Here is a 19,430-nt window from a genome sequence, read left to right as displayed (position 1 = left end):
AGCGAGTACAGGACATGAAAATAAGACAGAAGATGGTCGCCTCCGGGGCAATCAGCGTCCTCGCCGCCACCCTCCTGGGTGGCATCGGTTACTGGGGACAGACCGACCTCGCCGACGCGCTGGCCGAGAACCAGCTCAGCGTCAGCGCACTGCGCAACCACCTGGAGGGCGACATGATGCACGACGCCCTGCGCGCGGACGTGCTGGCCGCCCTGGTGGTGCAGCCGGGCGACCAGGCCGGCGCCGACCAGGTGCGCAATGACCTGCGCGATCACAGCGAATGGTTCCGCCGCACCCTCGGCGAGAACGCCAAGCTGCCGCTCACCGCAGATATCCGCAGCGCCATCGCCGAGTCCCAGCCGGCCCTGGAAAGCTACATCGGCGACGCCGAGCGAATCGTCAACCTCGCCCTGCGCGACCCGCAAGCGGCCCGTGCCGAACTGGCTTCCTTCGAACGCAGCTTCGGCGAGCTGGAAGAGAAGAACGAAGCCCTCAGCGGCAAGATCGAAGCCCATGCGGCCAAGACCCGCGCCGACGGCGAAGCAGCCGTCAGCAACGCGGCCAAATGGCTGGTCGGAGGCATCCTGCTGGTGATCGGCCTGCTCTGCCTGGTCACCGGCCAATTGATGCGCGCCGTGCTACGGCCGCTGGAGAAAACCGTCGGCGTGGCGCGCGCCATCGCCCAAGGCAACCTGGCCACCCAGGTCAGCATCGACAGCGACGACGAGGCCGGCCAGTTGCAACGGGCGCTGGCCGACATGCAGGGAAATCTGCGGCAGATGATCGCCACCATCCGCAGCGAGAGTGAGGAGCTGCGCGGTACCGCCCACCGCCTCAGCGAGACCTCGCAAAGCATCGTCGACGGCGCCAGCGAGCAATCCGACAGCGCCACCAGCATGGCCGCGGCCATGGAACAGATGATCACCAACATCGGCCAGATCGCCGAACACGCGCGCAATGCGCAGAGCATTTCCGCCCAGTCGGAAGACCTCGCCGGCAGCGGCGGCAAGGTGATCCTCGGGGTGGTGGAAGGCATGAACCGCATCGCCGACGCGGTGAACCAGTCCTCCAGCACCATTACCGCGCTGGGTGAGTCTTCGGAAGAGATCCACTCGATCATCCAGGTGATCAAAGGCATCGCCGAACAGACCAACCTGCTGGCACTGAACGCCGCCATCGAAGCCGCTCGGGCCGGGGAAGCCGGCCGGGGCTTTGCCGTGGTGGCGGACGAGGTACGCAACCTGGCAGCGCGCACCGCGCAGTCGACCCAGGAAATCACCGGGATGATCCAGCGCATCCGCGAATCGACCCAGCATGCGGTGGACAGCATGCAGACAGGCGTGGAACGGGTGCAGGATGGCGTCGGCCTGGCGCGGCAGGCGGGCGAGTCGATCAGCGAGATTCGCAGTGGCGCTCATCGTGCGGCGGAAGTGGTGGAAGAGATTTCCTACACCATCGGCGAGCAGTCCAAGGCCAGCAGCGAAGTGGCCCAGCGCGTCGAGCTGATCGCCCAGATGTCGCGGAGCAACAGTCGCGCCATGCAGGATCTCGCCCACGCCGCCGAACGCCTGGATGCGGTGGCCAGTGCGATGCAATCGTCGGTGGCGCGATTTCAGATCTGATTGACGCAAGACCCGTAGGTTGCGGCTGAGCGAAGCGATGCCCAACGATTAGCGGTACGACAGGCTAAGCAAGGGCCTGAAACCCCGCCTGTTGGGTTTCGTTCCTCTACCCAACCTACAAAGCAGAACCCCGGCGCAAGGCCGGGGATTCTTATTGGTACAGCGGATTATCAGCCCGCTTCGTAACCCGCAACCTTGCCGGTCTGGGCCTTGCCGCTCAGCTTCAGGCGGTAGCAGCCCCACATCACCAGCAGCCACACCGGGATGGCGTACACCGACACCTGGATACCCGGAATCATCAGCATGATGCCGAGGATGAACACCACGAAGGCCAGGCACAGGTAGTTGCTCATGGGGAACCAGAGGGAACGGAAGCCGGTGCGGACGCCGTCCTTGTCCATGCGCTGGCGGAACTTCAGGTGCGAGTAGCTGATCATCGCCCAGTTGATCACCAAGGCCGCCACCACCAGGGACATCAGCAGCTCCAGCGCGTTGTGCGGGATCACGTAGTTGACCACCACGGCGAGGAAGGTCACGGCGGCGGATACCACCAAGGCACGCACCGGTACACCGCGCTTGTCCACCTTGGCCAGGGAACGCGGGGCATCGCCCTGCTCCGCCAGGCCCAGCAGCATGCGGCCGTTGCAGTAGGTGCCGCTGTTGTAGACCGACAGCGCGGCGGTGAGCACCACGAAGTTCAGCAGGTGAGCAGCAGTGTCACTGCCGATCAGCGCGAAGATCTTCACGAACGGGCTGCCGCTGTAGGCATCGCCAGCACTGTTGATGGAGGCCAGCAGTGCATCCCAGGGGCTCAGGGAGAGCAGCACCACCAGGGCACCGACATAGAAGATCAGGATGCGGTAGATCACCTGGTTGATCGCTTTCGGGATCACCTGCTTCGGCTTGTCGGCCTCGGCAGCGGTGAAGCCGAGCATTTCCAGGCCACCGAAGGAGAACATGATGAAGGCCATGGCCATCACCAGCCCGCTGACACCGTTGGGGAAGAAGCCGCCGTGCTCCCAGAGGTTGCTCACGGCCGCCTGCTCGCCGCCGCTACCGCTGAACAGCATCCAGCAACCGAGGACGATCATGCCGACGATGGCGACCACCTTGATCATGGCGAACCAGAATTCGGCTTCGCCGAACAGCTTCACGTTGGTCAGGTTGATGGCGTTGACCACGAGGAAGAACACCGCGGCGGTGGCCCAAGTGGGCACTTCCGGCCACCAGTAGTGGATGTACTTGCCCACGGCGGTGAGCTCGCTCATGCCTACCAGGATGTAGAGCACCCAGCAGTTCCAGCCGGAAAGGAAGCCGGCGAAACCACCCCAGTACTTGTGGGCGAAATGGCTGAAGGAGCCGGCGACCGGCTCTTCGACGATCATCTCGCCGAGCTGGCGCATGATCAGGAAAGCGATGAATCCGCAGATGGCGTAGCCAAGGATCATCGAAGGACCGGCGGACTTGAGCACGCCGGCGGAACCGAGGAAGAGACCGGTGCCGATGGCGCCGCCGAGGGCGATCAACTGGATGTGGCGATTCTTCAGGCCGCGTTTCAGCTCGCCTGAGTGTTGCATGTCACTCATTGCGTCACCTTTTGTTGTTGTCGTGACGGGATTTCACCCGCCGGGCTTGTGGTCCGGCGGAGGTTTGCAAGGCGGGTAAACCTTATTGCGCGTCTGGCTGTACCTCCGGAGCAGCATTCCTGAATGCTTCGAGGGCGTCGCAGCGCGCGGCGATATCGAGGATGCGCGGATAGGCCGACAGGTCACAGTCGAAGCGTCGGGCGTTGTAGACCTGGGGCACCAGGCAGGCTTCCAGGTAACCCGGCCGGCTACCCAGGGAGAGCTTGCCGCCGAAGGCTTCCAGCCCCTTTTCCACAGCCGCGAGGCCGAGCGCGATCCAGTGGCGGTACCAGGCGTCCTTGGCTTCATCAGCCACGCCCAGTTCGGCCTTGAGGTACTGCAGCACGCGCAGGTTGTTCAGCGGATGCACGTCGCAGGCGATGTGCATGGCGAGGGAGCGCACCAGCGCGCGTTGGGCCGGATCAGCCGGCAGCAGCGCGGGTACGGGGAACACTTCATCGAGGTATTCGAGGATGGCCAGGGACTGCGCGATGCGGATTTCGCCGCCCGCGTTTCCCGCATCCACCAACAGGGGCAGGAGGCCCTGGGGGTTGAGCTCGCGATAGGCCGATTGGTGCTGCTGGCCGCCATCCTTGACCAGGTGGACGGCTTCCTGGCGATAAGCCAGGCCCTTGAGGTTGAGGGCGATACGCACGCGGTACGCAGCGCTGGAGCGCCAGTAGCCGTAGAGGGTGAGTTCAGTATTCATGGCATCGGGCCGTTTTTTGTTTGCGCCATCTCACTCTGGCAGCGCCTGGCGAACAAGGCGTGGGATTGCGGTTGGCGCGGCGCCGAACGGTCGATCCGGAAAGTTTTCCTTACGCCACCCCGGGATTGCCGATACCGCCTGGCGGGCGCGCCACTTGCGTAAGGATTTCTTGACGGGGCGTTCATCCAGGCTTCCAGGAGGGAAGCCATCAAGCCGACCAGCGGCATTAGGCAAGGAGCTCCGGCCTGTGCCATATGGAAGCGATGTGCCACCCATCCTCGCAGGGAAGCTGTCTGATGCCGCACCTGAACAACCTGTACGACAACCTGGTCAACCTTTGCTACGAGTGCGTCCTCGATGAAAGCGCGTGGCGTTCGATGCTGGAGGCGCTGGCGAGCGCCACCGGCCATCAGATGGGTGCCCTCCTGTTCCTCGACCAGCGGGACCAGCGCCCGCAGGTCACCGCCATCAACCTGTGCGACCCGGCGAGCGTCGAGGCCTACAACGCCTATTACCACCAGTACGACCCGGCCAAGGATGTGCTGGTACCGCGCCCGGTAGGCAGTTGGTACCACGACCTGGAAGACCTCGGCCCGCAGCGCATTCGCCGTGATCCGTATTACCAGGAGTTCCACATCCCCTTTGGCATGAACAACATCTCCTGCATCAAGCTGCATGAGGAGACAGGCTCGGGCATCTATCTGTCGCTCCTGACTGCGGTGGGTGCGGCGTTGCCGGAGATGCAGCAGCGCGACCTGCTGCAACGCCTGAGCCCTCATTTGCTGCGCGCGGCCAGGATGAGCAATCGACTGCAGGATCTGAAGCTGGATGTGGCCCGCCGCGACCTGCTGCTGGAGCGCCACCCAGCGCCGGTCTGGCTGTTGAATGGCGAAGGGCGCGTGCTGTTCTGCAACCGCCAGGCGGAACGGCGCATGGGCCAGGCGGCCTTCGCCCTGCAGGATCGCCAGGGACGCTTGCATGGCAAGGCCCTGGACGGACGCCTGCAGACACTCATCCGCCAGGCCACTGGCAGCGATGGCAAGCACCGTGCGGGTTGGCTGAGCCTGGCCGGTGACCCGCCCGCTCGCCTGATGGTGACCCCGGTATCCGAAGCGTCCGGACTGGCGCCCCAGCACAGCGGTCCACTGGCGTTGGTGGCGCTGCTGGAGCACCAGCCGGGAAGCCAGTGGCTGGCCGATCTGTTCCAGCTCAGCCGGGCGGAACAGCGTCTGGCCGAACTGCTCCTCCAGGGGTTGACGCCGGAAGCCTGCGCCGAGCGGTTGAATGTTTCGATCAATACGGTGCGCACGCAATTGCGCGCACTGTTCCGCAAGACTGAAACGGAACGCCAGGCCGAACTGATCACCCTGCTCACCCGACTGCAAGGGCTCTGAATGGTGCAGTCGCGCCTTTTCGAAAGCGCGATTTCATCTATCTGGATGATTGCAGGCAGATAGCCATCAACTAAGGTTCAACTCGAAGCGAATACCTGCCTCCATCCCGCGTGACGGGTCTAGGAATCCACGACTGGCCAGACGAGGTGGCATGTGGAAGAGATCAGTGATCCGGAAGATCTGAGCAAAGGCATAAAAGAACAACGGCAACTCCACGACGAACTGCAACAGATCAAGACCGAACGTGAGCAGTTGCGCTTCGAGAAACCGGCGCCTGTCCGCGAGGAAGCGCCGCCACCGAGCAATATCCTGCCATTCCCCTGCCGCCAGTTGCCCAGCCCCGGCCTGCGTTGTGGCAACGCCTTGCTGCAGGACTATCTTTATGGCGTGGAATCCGACGCCTTGCACACCCTGCCCGAAGAGCGCACCCGCCAGTTGTTCGACTTCGCAACCAGCGCACCGGCGGCGCGCGCCCTGCGTTGCCGGCGGCGCATGCTGGCCCGCGCGCTGGATGAAACCTGCCAGCGTGCCGGCAAGGCCGCACGCATCCTGTGCATTTCCGGCGGTCATTTCCGCGAGGCGGAATTGGCCCGCGAACTGCGTCATGGGCGCTTCGGCGAAATGCTGGTGTTCGATGACGATGCGGCACGCCTGCAAACCGTGCGCAACAGCTATGGCGCGCTTGGCGTACTCACGCGTCATGGCAGCCTGAACGAGTTGCTGGCAGGCGAATGCGGATTCGACGGCTATGACCTGGTGTATTCCGCGGGTGTCACGGAGCTGCTGGATGACCGCCGCAGCGAGCGACTTGTCCACAGGCTGTTCCAGGCGGTTCGACCGGGTGGGCGTCTGTTGCTGGCCAACTTCCGTCCCGGGGTCAATGGCATCGACTTCCTCGAAGGCCTGCTGGACTGGCGCCCGCACTACCGCCACGACGTGCAGATGCTCAGCCTGCTGGACGGCGTCGACTACAAGCAGATCGCCTCGGCGCGGGTGTTCCACGATATCGGCCAGCGCGTGGTGTTCCTGGAAGCGGTGAAGTATGGCTGAGCAGCACGCTCTTCTTGTAGGGGCGAATTCATTCGCCAAGGGTGGCGCAGCCGCCCCACCACCTCGCGCATGATCTCTGCACCTGGCACATGGCCTAACTTGTAGGAGCGAGCTTGCTCGCGAAGAGCCCGGGACAAGATCTTTTCGCGAGCAAGCTCGCTCCTACAGGGAACGTGCGTTTCCGGGGTTTGTCCCGTCCCACCGTCAGCCCTGCTGAAGATGCCCGTAGAGCTTGGCGTAGAGGCCGCCTTCAGCGATGAGCTGCTGATGGTCGCCGTCTTCGGCGATGTGGCCGCCGTCGAATACCAGTACCCGATCCGCCTGCTTAACCGCCGAAAGGCGGTGGGCGATGATCAGGGTGGTACGACCGTTGAGGAAGGTGCCGAGCGCCTGGTGCAACGCGTATTCGGTGGCGGCGTCCAGGGCTGAGGTGGCTTCGTCGAGGATCACCACCTTCGGCTGGGCAAGCACCATGCGGGCGATGGCCAGGCGCTGCCGCTGGCCGCCGGAAAGGCGCACGCCGGATCGACCCACCACGCTGTCCAGCCCCATGGGCAGGTTGCGGATGGTTTCGGCCAATTGGGCGATTTCCAGGGCCCGCCAGCAGGCCTCGTCGCTGCGCTCGCGGCCCATGGTCAGGTTGGCGCGCACGCTGTCGTTGAACAGCGCCGGGTGCTGCAGGACCACCGCGACGTTGTCACGCACTTCGGCCAGGCCGATCTCGTCCAGCCGGCTGCCGCCGAAGCGGATCTGCCCGGCCTGCGGCTGGTAGAGACCCAGCAGCAATTGCACCAGGGTGCTCTTGCCACCACCGCTGGCACCCACGATGGCGACCTTCTCGCCGGGGGCGATGGACAGGTTGAGGCCATCCAGTACCGGCTCCTCGCCATAGGCGAAGCGCAATCCCTTCACTTCGATCCCCACGGTCTCGCGGCCGCGGAACGGATCGACGCTCGGCGTGTACTGGGGCTCGTCGGCACGGGCCAGCAGTTCGTTGATGCGGGTAAGTGCGGCACCGGCTGCATAGTAGGAGTACTGCAGGCCGAGCAACTGCTCCACCGGACCGATCATGAACCAGAGGTAGCTGAACACCGCCAGCATCTGGCCGATGGAGAGGTCGGAGAAGAGCACCGTGAGCATGGCCGCGGCGCGGAAGAAATCGATGCCGAACTGGAACAGCAAGCCGCTGGTGCGCCCCGCCGCATCGCTCTTCCACTGGGAAGCCACGGCATAGTCGCGGACTTCCTGGGCACGCTGGCCGAGTCGGCCGAAGAAGAAGCCCTGGCGGTTGCTGGTGCGTACTTCCTGGATGGCTTCCAGGGTTTCGGTCAGCGCCTGGGTGAAGCGCGAGGTACTGTCGTTTTCCAGCTTCTTCAGGTGTTTGACACGCTTGCCGAGCTGCACCGTGGCGTAGATCACCAGCGGATTGAACAGCAGGATCAGCAGCGCCAGTTGCCAGTGCATCCAGACCAGGATGGCCGCCGTGCCAGTCAGGGTCAGCACCGCTACGAGGAAGCGGCTGAGCGTCTCGCCGACGAACTTGTCCAGGGTGTCCAGGTCGGTCACCAGGTGGGCGGTGACGGTACCGCCGCCCAGGCTTTCGTATTCACCGAGGGAAATGCGCTTCAAGCGCTCGATCAGGCGGGTACGGATGCGGTAGACGATGTCCTTGGCCAGCCGCGCGAACAGGCGCGCCTGCAAGACGTTGAACACCAGCGCCATACCACGCAACAGCAGGGTCACGACCAGCATCAGGCCGATGTAGCCGACGGCGCTTTCCCAGGGCTGGGGCAGGAAGTGGTCCATGAAGCGCAGCGCGGCGTCGCCCCGCTGCAGCAGCACTTCGTCCACCAGCAGGGGCAGCAGCAAGGGAATGGGAACGCTGCAGAGGGTGGCCAGCACGGCGACCAGGTTGGCCAGCCAGAGGGCTTTCTTGTGGCGCAGGGCCAGACGACGGACTTCCGCCCAACTCAGCCGATCAGGCATGGGCACCCCGCTCCAGCCAGCGGCCCAGCAGGGGCGACAGTTGTTCGAGCGGCTGGTAGCCATTGGTCAGCAACGCGAGCTGCCCGTCACGCTCGGCCAGCAGGGTGGGAAAACCGGCGATGCCGAGGTCCTGCACCCAGGTGAAATCGGCGGCCGTCGCCTCGTGGCTGGCGGCGGCATCGAAGGCGGCGGCGAACTCTATGCGCGGAATGCCGATCTGTTCGGCCAGCCCCACCAGGACGGCGGCCTGGGTCACATCGCGACCTTCGGCATAGAAGGCGTGCTGGATTTTCTTCACCAGTGGCCAGGCCAGTTCGGGCGCCAGCGAACGGGCGACCACCAGGGCGCGGCAGGCCGGCTCGGTGTCGTAGATGAAGCCATCAGGCAGCGCGCCTTCGAAGCGAAAAGGCTGTCCGGTGGCCTGATTGACCGCCTGCCAGTGCTCGAGGATGTAGCGCTTGGTATGCGCATCCAGCGCAGCCCCCTGGCCGGTACGCAGGCCGCCCGCCACCAGATGCAGCTGAACGCCGGCTGCCGCAGCCTGCTCGGCGAGCGCCGTGACCACCGGGGCAAAGCCCCAGCACCAGGAACACATCGGGTCCATCACATAGAGCAGGCGGGCGTTGGACAAGCTCAATCCTCCAGGGCTTGGCGCGGGTCTCGGCCGATCGGGTGAGGCAGGTTGCGGGCCTTGGCCAGTTCGATCTGCTTCTGCCGCTCGATGGCGCTCGCGCGGGTCTTCTCGCTCAGGCTGTCCCAGCAGTGCGGGCAACTGATGCCGGGCGCGTAGTGCTCCGACTGGCGATCTTCCACGGAAATCGGGTTACGGCAGGCGTGGCACTGGTCGAAATCCCCTTCCGAGAGATCGTGGCGCACGGTGACGCGGTTGTCGAAGACGAAGCAGTCGCCGCGCCAGAGGGTGTCTTCCTGGGGCACGTCCTCGAGGTACTTGAGGATGCCGCCCTTGAGGTGGAAGACCTCTTCGAAGCCCTGGCCGAGCATGAAGCTGGACGCTTTCTCGCAGCGGATGCCGCCGGTGCAGAACATCGCGACCTTCTTGTGCACCGACGGGTCGAAATTGGCCTTGATGTAATCGGGAAACTCGCGGAACGACTTGGTCTCGGGGTCGATGGCGCCCTCGAAGGTGCCAATGGCCACCTCATAGTCGTTGCGGGTATCGATCAGCAGGACTTCGGGATCGCTGATAAGGGCGTTCCAGTCCTTGGGGTCGACATAGGTGCCGACGCTCTGATTGGGGTCGACGCCAGGCACGCCCAGGGTGACGATTTCCTTCTTCAGCTTGACCTTGGTGCGATAGAAGGGCTGCTCATCGCAGTAGGACTCCTTGTGGTCCAGGTCCACGAGACGCGGATCGACCTTGAGCCAGGCGATCAGCGCGTCGATGGCTTCACGCGTGCCGGACACGGTGCCATTGATGCCTTCTTCGGCCAGCAACAGGGTGCCCTTGACGCCATTGTCGAGCATGGTCTTGAGCAGGGGTTCACGCAGCGCGACGTAGTCCTTCAGGGTGACGAACTTGTACAGCGCCGCAACAACGATCTGGGTCATGCGGTACTTCCTCCAGTGGTCGCCCGCGTAAAGGGCGGACCGGGTGATAGAAACGACTGCGCCGGCTAGGCCGGCGCGGTGCGAAGTCTATCAAAAAGCCGCGGGCCGGACGCTGCGTGAAATGGTCCCAGGCGCCGAATGGAAGATCGAAGCCACCGGCAAACCAAAGATCAGACGCAACGTGCCATTGGCAACTCAGACAGTTTTACTCAGTGATCGTGCTTGCTGCCGCCACGGCAGGTCGGCGAATCCGGCGCTGCGCCCTGCGCTGCCCACTCCTCGGGGGTGTAGGTGTGCAGGGCCAGGGCATGGACTTGCCCCATCAGCTCGCCGAGGCTGGCGTAGACCTTCTGGTGGCGTTTGACGGCATTCAGGCCGGCGAATACCGGGCTGACGATCACCGCCTTGTAGTGGGTTTCCTGGCCGCGGCTGTGCATGTGGCTCTCGTCCAGCACGTCGAGGTGCTGGGGTTCGAGGCTCTGCAAGGCGGTCAGGATGCGGTCACGCATGGACATCGATCGACTCCGCTTACGGCTTTTTCTTGTCCTGGGGCGCCAGTTCGGTGGTCATGTCGCTGAGCAACTTGTTGACCTCGGGTACGGCGGCTTCCAGGCGACTCTGGGTGAGCTGGGCGGATTGCTGGGTCAGGGCCGGCATCTTTTCCAGCACCTTCTTGCCCAGCGGGGATTCATAGAAGGTGATCAGTTCTTTCAGTTCGCTCTCGCTGAAGTTGCTGGTGTAGATCTTCACCAGTTCAGGTTTCAGCTTGTCCCAGCCGACGGCCTTGTCCAGGGCAGCATTGGCCTTGGCCTGGTAGCTCTCCAGGGTGGCCTTCTTGCTGGCCGGCGCCTGGGTCTGCTGGAAACGCTGCTCGAACATCTGCTGCACCTGGGCGTAGACCGGCACGGTCAGCTTGTCGGCACGGGCGAGCTTGAGAAAGCGCTCGGCATCGGCGGCATGGCTGGCGGCATCGGCCAGGACCTGGCCACTGGCGCAAGCCAGCAGGACGGCGGTGCAGAGAATGCGAAGCTTGGTCATTGGGTATCCTTGTCTAAGCACGGATGACGGGGATTGCCCCGGGGCTGGTCATTCTGCGCTCAAGCGGAGATCGGGCTCAAGCGACGGTTTTTTTCGACAACCCCATGGCGAAAATGTGCAATGCCGCACTCCACGAAGCTGTTGTCAAAATGCCATCACTTGCTCATGCTTCTGCCCACTGGGCATGCTTTGGCGACTAGGAAATGTGCCGTACCTGTCGACGGAATTTCCGATGAGGTGCAATCAGTTTCCACAAGCGCCGTATGAAAAGTCGTCAAGCGCAGACTGACTTCGTACGGAGACTGAAGTGCCCAGGCTTCGCACACACATGGACGTGCCCGATGAATAGCCATATATCCACCCTGCCGCCGGGAAATCCCGCGCTCTGCGATGCCCGCGGCAAGCTCGAGCCCGCCGCCGTCGGCTGGTCCAGCCGACCGCGTCTGAACTGTGCGATCCCGGGCAACTTCGGTCGTCGCAAGCGCTGGAACCACTGGTGCATCACCACCCCGCGCTGGATGCTCTCGCTGACCCTCGCAGACCTCGACCTGCTGGGCTTCGGCGCCGCCTACTTCCTCGATCTCGACACCGGCAAGGCCGTGGCCCACACCCAGTTGCGGCCATTCGCGATCGGCTGCCAGCTGCCGGACACGCCGTTGGAAAGTCATGGTTTCGACCACCCGCTCCTGCAGATACGCATCGACGAGCACCCCGGCCGCCTGAGCCTGCGAGTGGAAGCGCCGGACCTTGGCGGTCATCCACTGCACGTCGCCCTCGATGTGCTGCGTCCGGCCCATCTGGATTCGGTGAACCTGGTCGCCCCCCTGCCCGGCCGCTGCTTCCATGCCAGCAGCCGCCAGCTCGGCCTGCCCGCCAGCGGCAGCGTGCAGCTGGGGCAACGCCACTACCACTGCACCACCGGTCAGAGTTTCGCCGCGCTCGACTTCGGTCGTGGTGTCTGGCCCTTCCACAGCCGTTGGACCCGCGCCGCCTTCGCCGCGCCGGGCGGCATCGCCGGGAATTTCGGTGCGGGCTGGACCGACTCCAGCGGCCTGACCGAGAACGCCCTGTGGTTCGGCGGCAGCCTGTCCAAGCTCGACCGGCCGGTGCAGATCGAACAGGCACCGAACAATCCGCTCGCGCCCTGGCGCCTGTCCACCGCCTGTCGCCGGGTGGAGCTGACCTTCACACCACTCCAACTGCACCAGGCCCGTCCGCGCCTGGGGCCGTTCTATGCCGACACGCGCCAGTGGTTCGGTCGATTCGACGGCGTGCTGCGCAGCCCGGACGGTGAATGCGTGCCGGTGACCAACGCTCTTGGCTGGCTGGGGGCCACCCACGCGCGCTGGTAATTGCCCGAACGGTTGAACCGAGTGCGGGAGAGAGAGCCTAAACTGCGGAATCAATAGCCGGAGCCAACCCAAATGAGCCGCACAGAAACCGACAGCCTGGGGCCAGTCGAAGTCGCCGATGACGCCTATTGGGGTGCCCAGACCCAACGCTCACTGGAGAACTTCGCCATTGGTGGCGAACGTATGCCCCTGGCGTTGGTGCACGCCCTGGCCCTGATCAAGAAGGCCGCCGCCCGCGTCAATGGGCGCGACGGCGACCTGCCGCCGGACGTCGCGAGGCTGATCGAACAGGCCGCCGACGAGGTGCTGACTGGCAAGCACGATGAGCAGTTCCCGCTGGTGGTCTGGCAGACCGGCAGCGGCACCCAGAGCAACATGAACGTCAATGAGGTGATCGCCGGCCGCGCCAACGAACTCGCCACCGGACAACGCGGCGGCAAGAGCCCGGTCCACCCCAATGACCATGTGAACTTCGCCCAGAGCTCCAACGACTGCTTCCCCACCGCGATGCATATCGCCATCGCCAAGGCGGTACAGCAGGAATTGCTGCCAGCCATAGCCGAACTCTCCGGCGGCCTGGCCGAGCAATCCGCCCGTCACGCCCATCTGGTGAAGACCGGCCGGACGCACATGATGGACGCCACGCCCATCACCTTCGGCCAGGAACTCTCGGCCTTCGTCGCCCAACTCGACTACGCCGACAAGGCCATACGCGCCGCCCTGCCCGCGGTCCTGGAACTGGCCCAGGGCGGTACGGCCGTGGGCACCGGCCTCAATGCCCCCCACGGTTTTGCGGACTCAATGGCGGCCGAACTGGCGGCGCTGTCGGGGCTGCATTTCGTCTCGGCACCCAACAAGTTCGCCGCCCTCGCCGGCCATGAGCCGCTGGTGAACCTCTCCGGTGCCCTCAAGACCCTCGCCGTGGCCCTGATGAAAATCGCCAATGACCTGCGCCTGCTGGGCTCCGGCCCGCGTGGCGGCCTGGCCGAAGTACGCCTGCCGGCGAACGAGCCGGGCAGCTCGATCATGCCGGGCAAGGTCAACCCCACCCAGTGCGAGGCGCTGTCGATGCTGGCCTGCCAGGTGATGGGCAACGACGCCACCGTCGGTTTCGCCGCCAGCCAGGGACACCTTCAATTGAACGTGTTCAAGCCGGTGATCGTGCATAACCTGCTGCAGTCGATCCGTCTGCTCGGCGACGGTTGCCGCAACTTCCAGCAGCACTGTGTGGCCGGCATGGAGCCGGATTCAGCGCGCATGGCCGAACACCTGGAACGCGGACTGATGCTGGTCACCGCGCTCAACCCGCACATCGGCTACGACAAGGCCGCGCAGATCGCCAAGAAGGCCTACTCCGAGGGCACCACCCTGCGCGCAGCGGCCCTCGCGCTGGGCTACCTGACCGAGGAGGAGTTCGACGCCTGGGTGCGACCGGAAAGCATGCTGGAGGCCGGTCAACATGGTTGAGACGGTCAAGCACGGCGCTACGCCGCTGGAAGGCGATGGCAAGCGCATCCTGATGATCCTCGGCACCCCGAAGGGCGGCAGCCTGTGCCATGCCTTGAGCGAAGCCTACGCCCAGGGCGCGCGCAGCGAAGGCCATGTGGTGCGCCTGCTGAAGCTCGGTGAGATGCATTTCGACCCGGTGCTGCGCGAGGGGTATGACCAGAGCCAGAACCTGGAGCCTGACCTGCTCGAAGCGCAGCGGCAGATTCACTGGGCCGAGCACCTGGTGTTCGTCTATCCGGTCTGGTGGGGCGGCCTACCTGCGCTGCTCAAGGGCTTCTTCGACCGCGTCTTCCTGCCCGGCTTCGCCTTCCGCTATCGCGGCCAGCAGACACAGGCCTGGGACAAGTTGCTGACCGGGCGCACCGCCGACCTGCTGGTGACCCTGGATACGCCGCCCTGGTATTTCCGCTGGATCTACGGTGCGCCCGCGCACCGGCAGATGGTGCGCACGATTCTCGGCTTCTGCGGCATCAAGACCCGCCGCCTGACCGAGTTCTCCCCGGTGCGCCCCTCCTCCGAGGAACAACGCCAGACCTGGCTGCGCAAGGCGGAAACGCTCGGAACTCGCTGCTGAGCCGTCAGAGCGCAGCGATACCCATGCGGACACGGCTGATGGGTATCGCAAGCTCCACCCATCCTACGGACTAATCCCGCAGGTTGGTCAGAGCGCAGCGAAGCCCAACAGCGGAGCCCAGACAGGTGTTGGGCTTCGCATAGCTCAGCCACAACCTACAGCGAGCGGAAACGCTCGGGACACCCTGCTAGGGAGAGGTAGGTTGGGCTGAGCGCAGCGAAGCCCAACAATGCAACCCGGAAAGGCGTTGGGCTTCGCGTAGCTCAGCCACAACCTACAGGAAGCGGAAACGCTCGGGACACCCTGCTAGGGAGAGGTAGGTTGGGCTGAGCGCAGCGAAGCCCAACAGCGGAGCCCAGACAGGTGCTGGGCTTCGCATAGCTCAGCCACAACCTACAGCGAGCGGAAACGCTCGGGACGCGCCGCTGAGCCGAGTCGTAGGTTGGTCAGAGCGCAGCGAAGCCCAACAATGCAACCCGGAAAGGCGTTGGGCTTCGCGTTGCTCAGCCGCAACCTACAGGGAGCTGGTTGCCTCCGCCTCACGCCGCGCGCGCCAGCTGCGCACCAGCGATGGGGCCAAGGCGGTGAGGGCCGAACCCATTACAACGAACACCGCACCGGCATAGGCGATCAGGTTGATCTCCTCCGGCTGCACATGGTCCGGCCAGAATGCAGCGCAGGCAGCGACGCTGGCGAAGGTCACCAGCGGGGTGATCGCCAGGGTGGCGCTGACCCGAGAGGCTTCCCAGTGGGCCAGCGCTTCGGCGAAGGCGCCATAGGCAATCAGGGTGTTCAGGCAGCAGGCCAGCAGCAGCCAGCCCTGCAGCGGGCTGAGGTTGAGCAGTTCCATGGGGTGCGCCCAGGGCGTCAGCAACGCGGCGCAACCGAGGTAGATCACCATCATCACTTGCGCCGAACTCCAGTGGCTCAGCAGTTGCTTCTGCGCCAGGCCGTAGAAGGTCCAGACGAAGGCCGACAGCAGGATCACCATTACGCCCAGGGTGTACTCGCTCATGGAGGTCAGCAATTCCTCCAGTCGCTGGTTGAAGAACAGACCGAAGCCCAGCACCGTCACCACCAGGCCGAATGCCTGGCCCAGGCTGAAGCTCTCCTTGAAGACGAAAAGACTGCTCAGCAGGAACAGGATCGGCGCCACCTGGATCACCAGTTGCGTGGTGCCCGGGCTGAGCATGCGCAGGCCGATCAGGTACAGCACGTAGTTGCCGGTCAGTCCGCCCACCGCCAGGACCACCAGCCAGCGCCCACGCGCGCCCAGCGGACGGATTGCCGGCAGCCGGCGGTTGGCGCCCAAATAGAGGAACAACAGCGAGCCCGCGACGATCAGGCGGTACCAGGTGACGGTCACCGGGTCCATGGTCTGCAGGACTTCCTTCAGCCAGATGGGCAGGACGCCCCAGAGCACGGCCGTAACCAGGGCAAGGAGCAGGCCGTAGACCCAACGGCCGGAGGTGATATGCATGGAGACCTCAGGAGGAGCGCGCACGCCTGGCGGCGGGCGAAAAGGGAGAGGCCATTCTAGGAGGGTCCGCTATCAGGGCACAGGAACAGTTTCCGCTCTGTCAACGGCACAACTGTACCTGTCGCACCGGGATCCTCGCCGATAGCCGCCCGTCGAGCCCCAGAGCACGCTCGTCAGCGCTGGTTAGACTGAAATTGCCAATGCAAGACGGAGGTGGTCCGATGTTCGGTCGACGTGCGTGCGACGCGGCCTCAAACACCCACTATCGGAGTGAGCGGGTCAGCGCCGTGAACGGTCAGTACTTCTTTTCCACCCGCGAAGGGACGCTGGAGGGACCCTTCTTCACACGTGTGGATGCAGAGCGGGAGATCGCCTTGTACATTCGCCGCATCCATCAATCCAGCGCCCTCTTCGCGCTCCGGGGCCGATGAGTGCCCCGCAATGAAAGAACCCGCGCCAGGCGCGGGTTTTTCTTGTCCGTGGAGCTGCCTTTCTGTGGGGGCGAATTCATTCGCTAGGGGCAGCGCAGCTGCCCCACTCGACACCGCAGTGCGAACCTGCGGTCCGCATAGCGATTGAAATCGCCCCCACAAGAAGCGGGCAACACAGCTCTCAGCGATACGCCTCGAACAGCCCGGTGGCGCCCATGCCGCCACCAACGCACATGGTGACGATGCCGAAGCGCTTGTCGCGACGTTGCAGTTCGCGCACCAGATGGCCGACCTGGCGCGAGCCGGTCATGCCGAACGGGTGGCCGATGGAGATGGACCCGCCGTTGACGTTGTACTTCTCGTTGTCGATGCCCAGGCGATCACGTGCATAGAGGCACTGGGAAGCGAAGGCTTCGTTCAGTTCCCAGAGGTCGATGTCGTCGATGGACAGGCCCTTGGCCTTGAGCAGCTTCGGCACCGAGAACACCGGGCCGATGCCCATTTCGTCTGGCTCGCATCCGGCAACGGTGAAGCCGCGGAAGTACGCGATCGGTTTCAGGCCCAGCTCCAGCGCCTTGTCCAGGCTCATCAGCAGGGTCATGGAGGCACCGTCGGACAACTGCGAGGAGTTGCCGGCGGTCACCGAGCCATCCTCGGAGAACACCGGTTTCAGGGAAGACAGGCCTTCCAGGGTGGTGTCGGCGCGGTTGCAGTCGTCGCGGTCGACCACGCCGTCCAGGATGTTCTTCTGGCCAGTAGCCTTGTCTTCGACGAAGTACTTCACGCTCATCGGCACGATTTCATCGTTGAACAGGCCTGCTGCCTGGGCCCGAGCGGTGCGCTGCTGGCTCTGCAGGGCATAGAGGTCCTGGGCTTCGCGGGTCACGTTGTAGCGGCGCGCGACGATCTCGGCGGTCTGCCCCATGGGGTAATAGATGCCGGGGTGTTCGAGCTTCAGGCGCGGGTTGACGAAGTTGTCCTGGTTGATGCTCTTCAGGGTGAGGGTGATGGACTCGACGCCGCCGGCCACCATCACGTCGCTGCATCCCGAGGCGATCTGGTTGGCGGCGATGGCGATGGCCTGCAGGCCCGAGGAGCAGTAGCGGTTGAGGGTCATGCCGGCGACGCCGACGCCCAGCCCAGAAAGCACGGCGACGTTGCGGCCGATATTGTGGCCCTGGGCGCCTTCGTTGGAACCGGCACCGACCACGCAATCGTCCACCAGCGCCGGGTCGATATCGTTGCGCGCCAGCAGCGCGTTCACGCAATGGGCGGCCATGTCGTCCGGCCGGGTCATGTTGAACTTGCCGCGGAAGGACTTGGCCAGGCCAGTCCGCACGCTGTCGACGATCACCACTTCACGCATGACGCACCTCGTTCCAGTTGGGAGGGATAGTGGGGCGAGCATAGTTGCGGCCCATATTCAGGCACCACGATCATTCACCCCGCGTATGCGCGCCCATCCTTTGCTCAATCCTTCCTGAAGGCGGCCTCCAGGGCATCGTTGATGGTGCGCAGAACCTTCACCCGCGCATAGCGCTTGTCGTTGGCCTCCACCAGGGTCCAGGGCGCGATCTCGGTACTGGTGCGGTCGACCATGTCGTCCACGGCGTCGACGTAGTGGTCCCACTTGTCCCGATTGCGCCAGTCCTCCTCGGTGATCTTGTAGCGCTTGAAGGACACCGCCTCGCGCTCCTTGAAGCGCTGCATCTGGGTGTCCTTGTCGATGGAAAGCCAGAACTTCACCAGCACGATGCCGTAGTTGTGCAGTTGCTCCTCGAAATCGTTGATCTCGCCGTAAGCACGCAGCCAGTCCGCCTGGGCGCAGAAGCCCTCGACCCGTTCCACCAGCACGCGGCCATACCAGGAGCGGTCGAAAATGGTGAACTGGCCGCGACCGGGCACATGCCGCCAGAAACGCCAGAGATAGGGCTGCGCACGTTCTTCTTCGGTGGGCGCGGCGATCGGCACGGTACGGTACTGCCGTGGGTCCAGCGCGCCAGTGATGCGGCGGATGGCACCGCCCTTGCCGGCCGCATCGTTGCCCTCGAACACCGCCATCAGTGCGTGGCCGCGCATGCGCTTGTCGCGCATCAGGCCATTCAGGCGCGCCTGCTCGATGGCCAGTTGATCCTTGTAGGCGTCCTTTTCCAGCGTGAGCTGGAGGTTGAGGCTATCCAGCAGGCTGCGCCGGTCCAGGCTGGACATGAGTGGCGCCGCGCGGGTGTGCGGCTTGCGGCCGGAGTCCTGTTCGAGTGCCGCCTGCAACCCTTCGAGGATGATGCGACCGACGCTGAGGCTGCGGTAATACTCGTCGGAACCTTCGATCACGTACCACGGCGCGTAGTCGCGGCTGGTACGGCGCAATACGCGCTCACCGAAGCGCACGAAGCGGTCGTAGACCTGGCTCTGTTTCCAGTCCAGCGGATTGAGCTGCCAACTGCGCTGGGGGTCCTTCTCCAGGGCCTTGAGGCGCCCCTTGAGCTGCTTCTTGGAAAGGTGGAACCAGAACTTGAGGACCAGCGCACCCTCGTCGCAAAGCATGCGCTCGAAGCCTTCCGCATCATTGATCGCCTGGTCCAGGCGGGCATCCTTGATATCGCCCTCGACGCGAGCCTGGAGCATCTGGCTGTACCAGTTGCCGAAGTAGATGCCGATGCGCCCCTTGGGCGGCAGCTTGCGCCAGAAACGCCACTGCGGCGGCCGCGCGAGTTCTTCATCGGTAGGACGCATGAAACTCTCGACGTTGATCAAGCGCGGGTCCATCCATTCGTTGAGCAGCTTGACCGTCTCGCCCTTGCCGGCGCCTTCGATGCCGTTGATCAGGATGAGCACCGGGAACCGCGCCTTTTCCTTCAGCTCGAACTGCGCCTCCAGCAGGGCTTCGCGCAGTTCCAGCACGGCCTTCTCGTAGGTTTCCTTGTCGATGGAGTGGCCGATCTCGGCGGATTCAAACATGCAGACCTCCTTGGCGTGATGGAGAAAAGGTAGCGGATGAGGGGCTGCCTGTGGGGCTTTCCAGAGGGGCACTCCGATTGTGGGGGCGAATTCATTCGCAAAGGGCTGCGCAGCAGCCCCAAGCAGGGCAGGT

The 19,430-nt window shown here is 64.3% G+C and carries 17 protein-coding genes and 1 pseudogene; 8 read left to right on the top strand and 10 right to left on the bottom strand.

The window, feature by feature from the left end; genetic code table 11:
• Positions 1-14: 14 nt before the first annotated feature.
• A pseudogene (locus DM872_RS30995) lies at positions 15-767 on the top strand (HAMP domain-containing protein); the annotation flags it as partial.
• On the top strand, positions 759-1,622 hold the full coding sequence (locus tag DM872_RS30990) for a methyl-accepting chemotaxis protein (RefSeq protein WP_373273744.1): 864 nt from the start codon (positions 759-761) through the stop codon (positions 1,620-1,622). The pseudogene DM872_RS30995 and the gene DM872_RS30990, both read left to right, overlap by 9 nt.
• 170 nt (positions 1,623-1,792) lie before the next feature.
• On the opposite strand, the gene DM872_RS26845 is transcribed toward DM872_RS30990, so the two are convergent.
• Positions 1,793-3,208, bottom strand: coding sequence for an amino acid permease (locus DM872_RS26845; RefSeq protein WP_179062250.1), 1,416 nt, complete (start codon positions 3,206-3,208; stop codon positions 1,793-1,795).
• 82 nt (positions 3,209-3,290) lie between these two features.
• Complete coding sequence (gene maiA / locus DM872_RS26840; RefSeq protein ID WP_179062249.1) at positions 3,291-3,956, bottom strand: maleylacetoacetate isomerase; 666 nt, start codon at positions 3,954-3,956, stop codon at positions 3,291-3,293.
• Between the two features lie 296 nt (positions 3,957-4,252).
• On the opposite strand from maiA, the gene DM872_RS26835 reads away from it, so the two are divergent.
• Positions 4,253-5,350 (top strand): helix-turn-helix transcriptional regulator, encoded by a 1,098-nt coding sequence (locus DM872_RS26835; RefSeq protein WP_179062248.1) that lies wholly within the window; start codon positions 4,253-4,255, stop codon positions 5,348-5,350.
• A 153-nt stretch (positions 5,351-5,503) separates the two neighbouring features.
• Positions 5,504-6,400 carry a class I SAM-dependent methyltransferase gene (locus DM872_RS26830; protein WP_179062247.1) on the top strand — a complete coding sequence of 299 codons (897 nt, stop codon included), beginning with the start codon at positions 5,504-5,506 and terminating at the stop codon, positions 6,398-6,400.
• 204 nt (positions 6,401-6,604) lie between these two features.
• Here DM872_RS26830 and DM872_RS26825 read toward each other — a convergent pair whose 3' ends face one another.
• The 5 genes from DM872_RS26825 to DM872_RS26805 form a co-directional block, all read right to left on the bottom strand.
• Positions 6,605-8,386, bottom strand: a complete 1,782-nt coding sequence (locus DM872_RS26825; protein ID WP_179062246.1) for an ABC transporter ATP-binding protein — start codon at positions 8,384-8,386, stop codon at positions 6,605-6,607.
• Positions 8,379-8,981, bottom strand: coding sequence for a DsbA family protein (locus tag DM872_RS26820; protein ID WP_179062327.1), 603 nt, complete (start codon positions 8,979-8,981; stop codon positions 8,379-8,381). The genes DM872_RS26825 and DM872_RS26820 overlap by 8 nt, the downstream gene beginning before the upstream one ends.
• Positions 8,982-9,019: 38 nt before the next feature.
• Complete coding sequence (trhO, locus tag DM872_RS26815; protein ID WP_179062245.1) at positions 9,020-9,955, bottom strand: oxygen-dependent tRNA uridine(34) hydroxylase TrhO; 936 nt, start codon at positions 9,953-9,955, stop codon at positions 9,020-9,022.
• A 209-nt stretch (positions 9,956-10,164) separates the two neighbouring features.
• Complete coding sequence (locus DM872_RS26810) at positions 10,165-10,470, bottom strand: BolA family protein (RefSeq protein WP_179062244.1); 306 nt, start codon at positions 10,468-10,470, stop codon at positions 10,165-10,167.
• 13 nt (positions 10,471-10,483) lie between these two features.
• Entirely contained in the window at positions 10,484-10,993 is a 510-nt protein-coding gene (locus tag DM872_RS26805; RefSeq protein ID WP_077523899.1) for a DUF2059 domain-containing protein, read from the bottom strand.
• Positions 10,994-11,334: 341 nt separating this feature from the next.
• On the opposite strand from DM872_RS26805, the gene DM872_RS26800 reads away from it, so the two are divergent.
• The 3 genes from DM872_RS26800 (at position 11,335) to DM872_RS26790 (ending at position 14,428) form a co-directional block, all read left to right on the top strand.
• The gene (locus tag DM872_RS26800) at positions 11,335-12,345 is read left to right on the top strand and encodes a DUF2804 domain-containing protein (RefSeq protein WP_179062243.1); all 1,011 of its coding nucleotides are present in this window, start codon (positions 11,335-11,337) and stop codon (positions 12,343-12,345) included.
• 72 nt (positions 12,346-12,417) lie between these two features.
• Entirely contained in the window at positions 12,418-13,812 is a 1,395-nt protein-coding gene (locus DM872_RS26795; RefSeq protein WP_179062242.1) for a class II fumarate hydratase, read from the top strand.
• Positions 13,805-14,428, top strand: coding sequence for an NAD(P)H-dependent oxidoreductase (locus DM872_RS26790; protein ID WP_179062241.1), 624 nt, complete (start codon positions 13,805-13,807; stop codon positions 14,426-14,428). Before DM872_RS26795 ends, DM872_RS26790 begins: the two co-directional genes overlap by 8 nt.
• 514 nt (positions 14,429-14,942) lie before the next feature.
• Here the strand turns inward: DM872_RS26790 and DM872_RS26785 are convergent.
• Positions 14,943-15,908: a DMT family transporter gene (locus tag DM872_RS26785; protein WP_179062240.1), complete on the bottom strand. Its 966-nt coding sequence runs from the start codon at positions 15,906-15,908 to the stop codon at positions 14,943-14,945.
• 221 nt (positions 15,909-16,129) lie between these two features.
• Between DM872_RS26785 and DM872_RS30600 the strand changes: the two genes are divergently transcribed.
• Positions 16,130-16,339: a DUF6316 family protein gene (locus DM872_RS30600; protein ID WP_256873489.1), complete on the top strand. Its 210-nt coding sequence runs from the start codon at positions 16,130-16,132 to the stop codon at positions 16,337-16,339.
• Positions 16,340-16,520: 181 nt separating this feature from the next.
• Here DM872_RS30600 and DM872_RS26780 read toward each other — a convergent pair whose 3' ends face one another.
• Together DM872_RS26780 and pap are read right to left on the bottom strand one after the other, a co-directional pair.
• Positions 16,521-17,705 (bottom strand): thiolase family protein, encoded by a 1,185-nt coding sequence (locus DM872_RS26780; RefSeq protein WP_179062239.1) that lies wholly within the window; start codon positions 17,703-17,705, stop codon positions 16,521-16,523.
• Positions 17,706-17,809: 104 nt separating this feature from the next.
• The gene (gene pap, locus DM872_RS26775; RefSeq protein ID WP_179062238.1) at positions 17,810-19,297 is read right to left on the bottom strand and encodes a polyphosphate:AMP phosphotransferase; all 1,488 of its coding nucleotides are present in this window, start codon (positions 19,295-19,297) and stop codon (positions 17,810-17,812) included.
• Positions 19,298-19,430: the final 133 nt, after the last annotated feature.

The organism is Pseudomonas taiwanensis (assembly GCF_013393345.1).
Classification (GTDB): Bacteria; Pseudomonadota; Gammaproteobacteria; order Pseudomonadales; family Pseudomonadaceae; genus Metapseudomonas; species Metapseudomonas resinovorans_C.
The sequence above is the reverse complement of the archived record's forward strand: the minus strand, read 5'-3'. Positions and strand labels throughout refer to the sequence as shown.

Bases quoted from the DNA above. Each gene is read 5' to 3' on its own strand.
- DM872_RS30990 (WP_373273744.1), top strand. From the start codon at position 759: ATGCAGGGAAATCTGCGGCAGATGATCGCCACCATCCGCAGCGAGAGT.
- DM872_RS26845 (WP_179062250.1), bottom strand. From the start codon at position 3,208: ATGAGTGACATGCAACACTCAGGCGAGCTGAAACGCGGCCTGAAGAAT.
- maiA (WP_179062249.1), bottom strand. From the start codon at position 3,956: ATGAATACTGAACTCACCCTCTACGGCTACTGGCGCTCCAGCGCTGCG.
- DM872_RS26835 (WP_179062248.1), top strand. From the start codon at position 4,253: ATGCCGCACCTGAACAACCTGTACGACAACCTGGTCAACCTTTGCTAC.
- DM872_RS26825 (WP_179062246.1), bottom strand. From the start codon at position 8,386: ATGCCTGATCGGCTGAGTTGGGCGGAAGTCCGTCGTCTGGCCCTGCGC.
- DM872_RS26820 (WP_179062327.1), bottom strand. From the start codon at position 8,981: ATGTGTTCCTGGTGCTGGGGCTTTGCCCCGGTGGTCACGGCGCTCGCC.
- trhO (WP_179062245.1), bottom strand. From the start codon at position 9,955: ATGACCCAGATCGTTGTTGCGGCGCTGTACAAGTTCGTCACCCTGAAG.
- DM872_RS26810 (WP_179062244.1), bottom strand. From the start codon at position 10,470: ATGTCCATGCGTGACCGCATCCTGACCGCCTTGCAGAGCCTCGAACCC.
- DM872_RS26805 (WP_077523899.1), bottom strand. From the start codon at position 10,993: ATGACCAAGCTTCGCATTCTCTGCACCGCCGTCCTGCTGGCTTGCGCC.
- DM872_RS26800 (WP_179062243.1), top strand. From the start codon at position 11,335: ATGAATAGCCATATATCCACCCTGCCGCCGGGAAATCCCGCGCTCTGC.
- DM872_RS26795 (WP_179062242.1), top strand. From the start codon at position 12,418: ATGAGCCGCACAGAAACCGACAGCCTGGGGCCAGTCGAAGTCGCCGAT.
- DM872_RS26790 (WP_179062241.1), top strand. From the start codon at position 13,805: ATGGTTGAGACGGTCAAGCACGGCGCTACGCCGCTGGAAGGCGATGGC.
- DM872_RS26785 (WP_179062240.1), bottom strand. From the start codon at position 15,908: ATGCATATCACCTCCGGCCGTTGGGTCTACGGCCTGCTCCTTGCCCTG.
- DM872_RS30600 (WP_256873489.1), top strand. From the start codon at position 16,130: ATGTTCGGTCGACGTGCGTGCGACGCGGCCTCAAACACCCACTATCGG.
- DM872_RS26780 (WP_179062239.1), bottom strand. From the start codon at position 17,705: ATGCGTGAAGTGGTGATCGTCGACAGCGTGCGGACTGGCCTGGCCAAG.
- pap (WP_179062238.1), bottom strand. From the start codon at position 19,297: ATGTTTGAATCCGCCGAGATCGGCCACTCCATCGACAAGGAAACCTAC.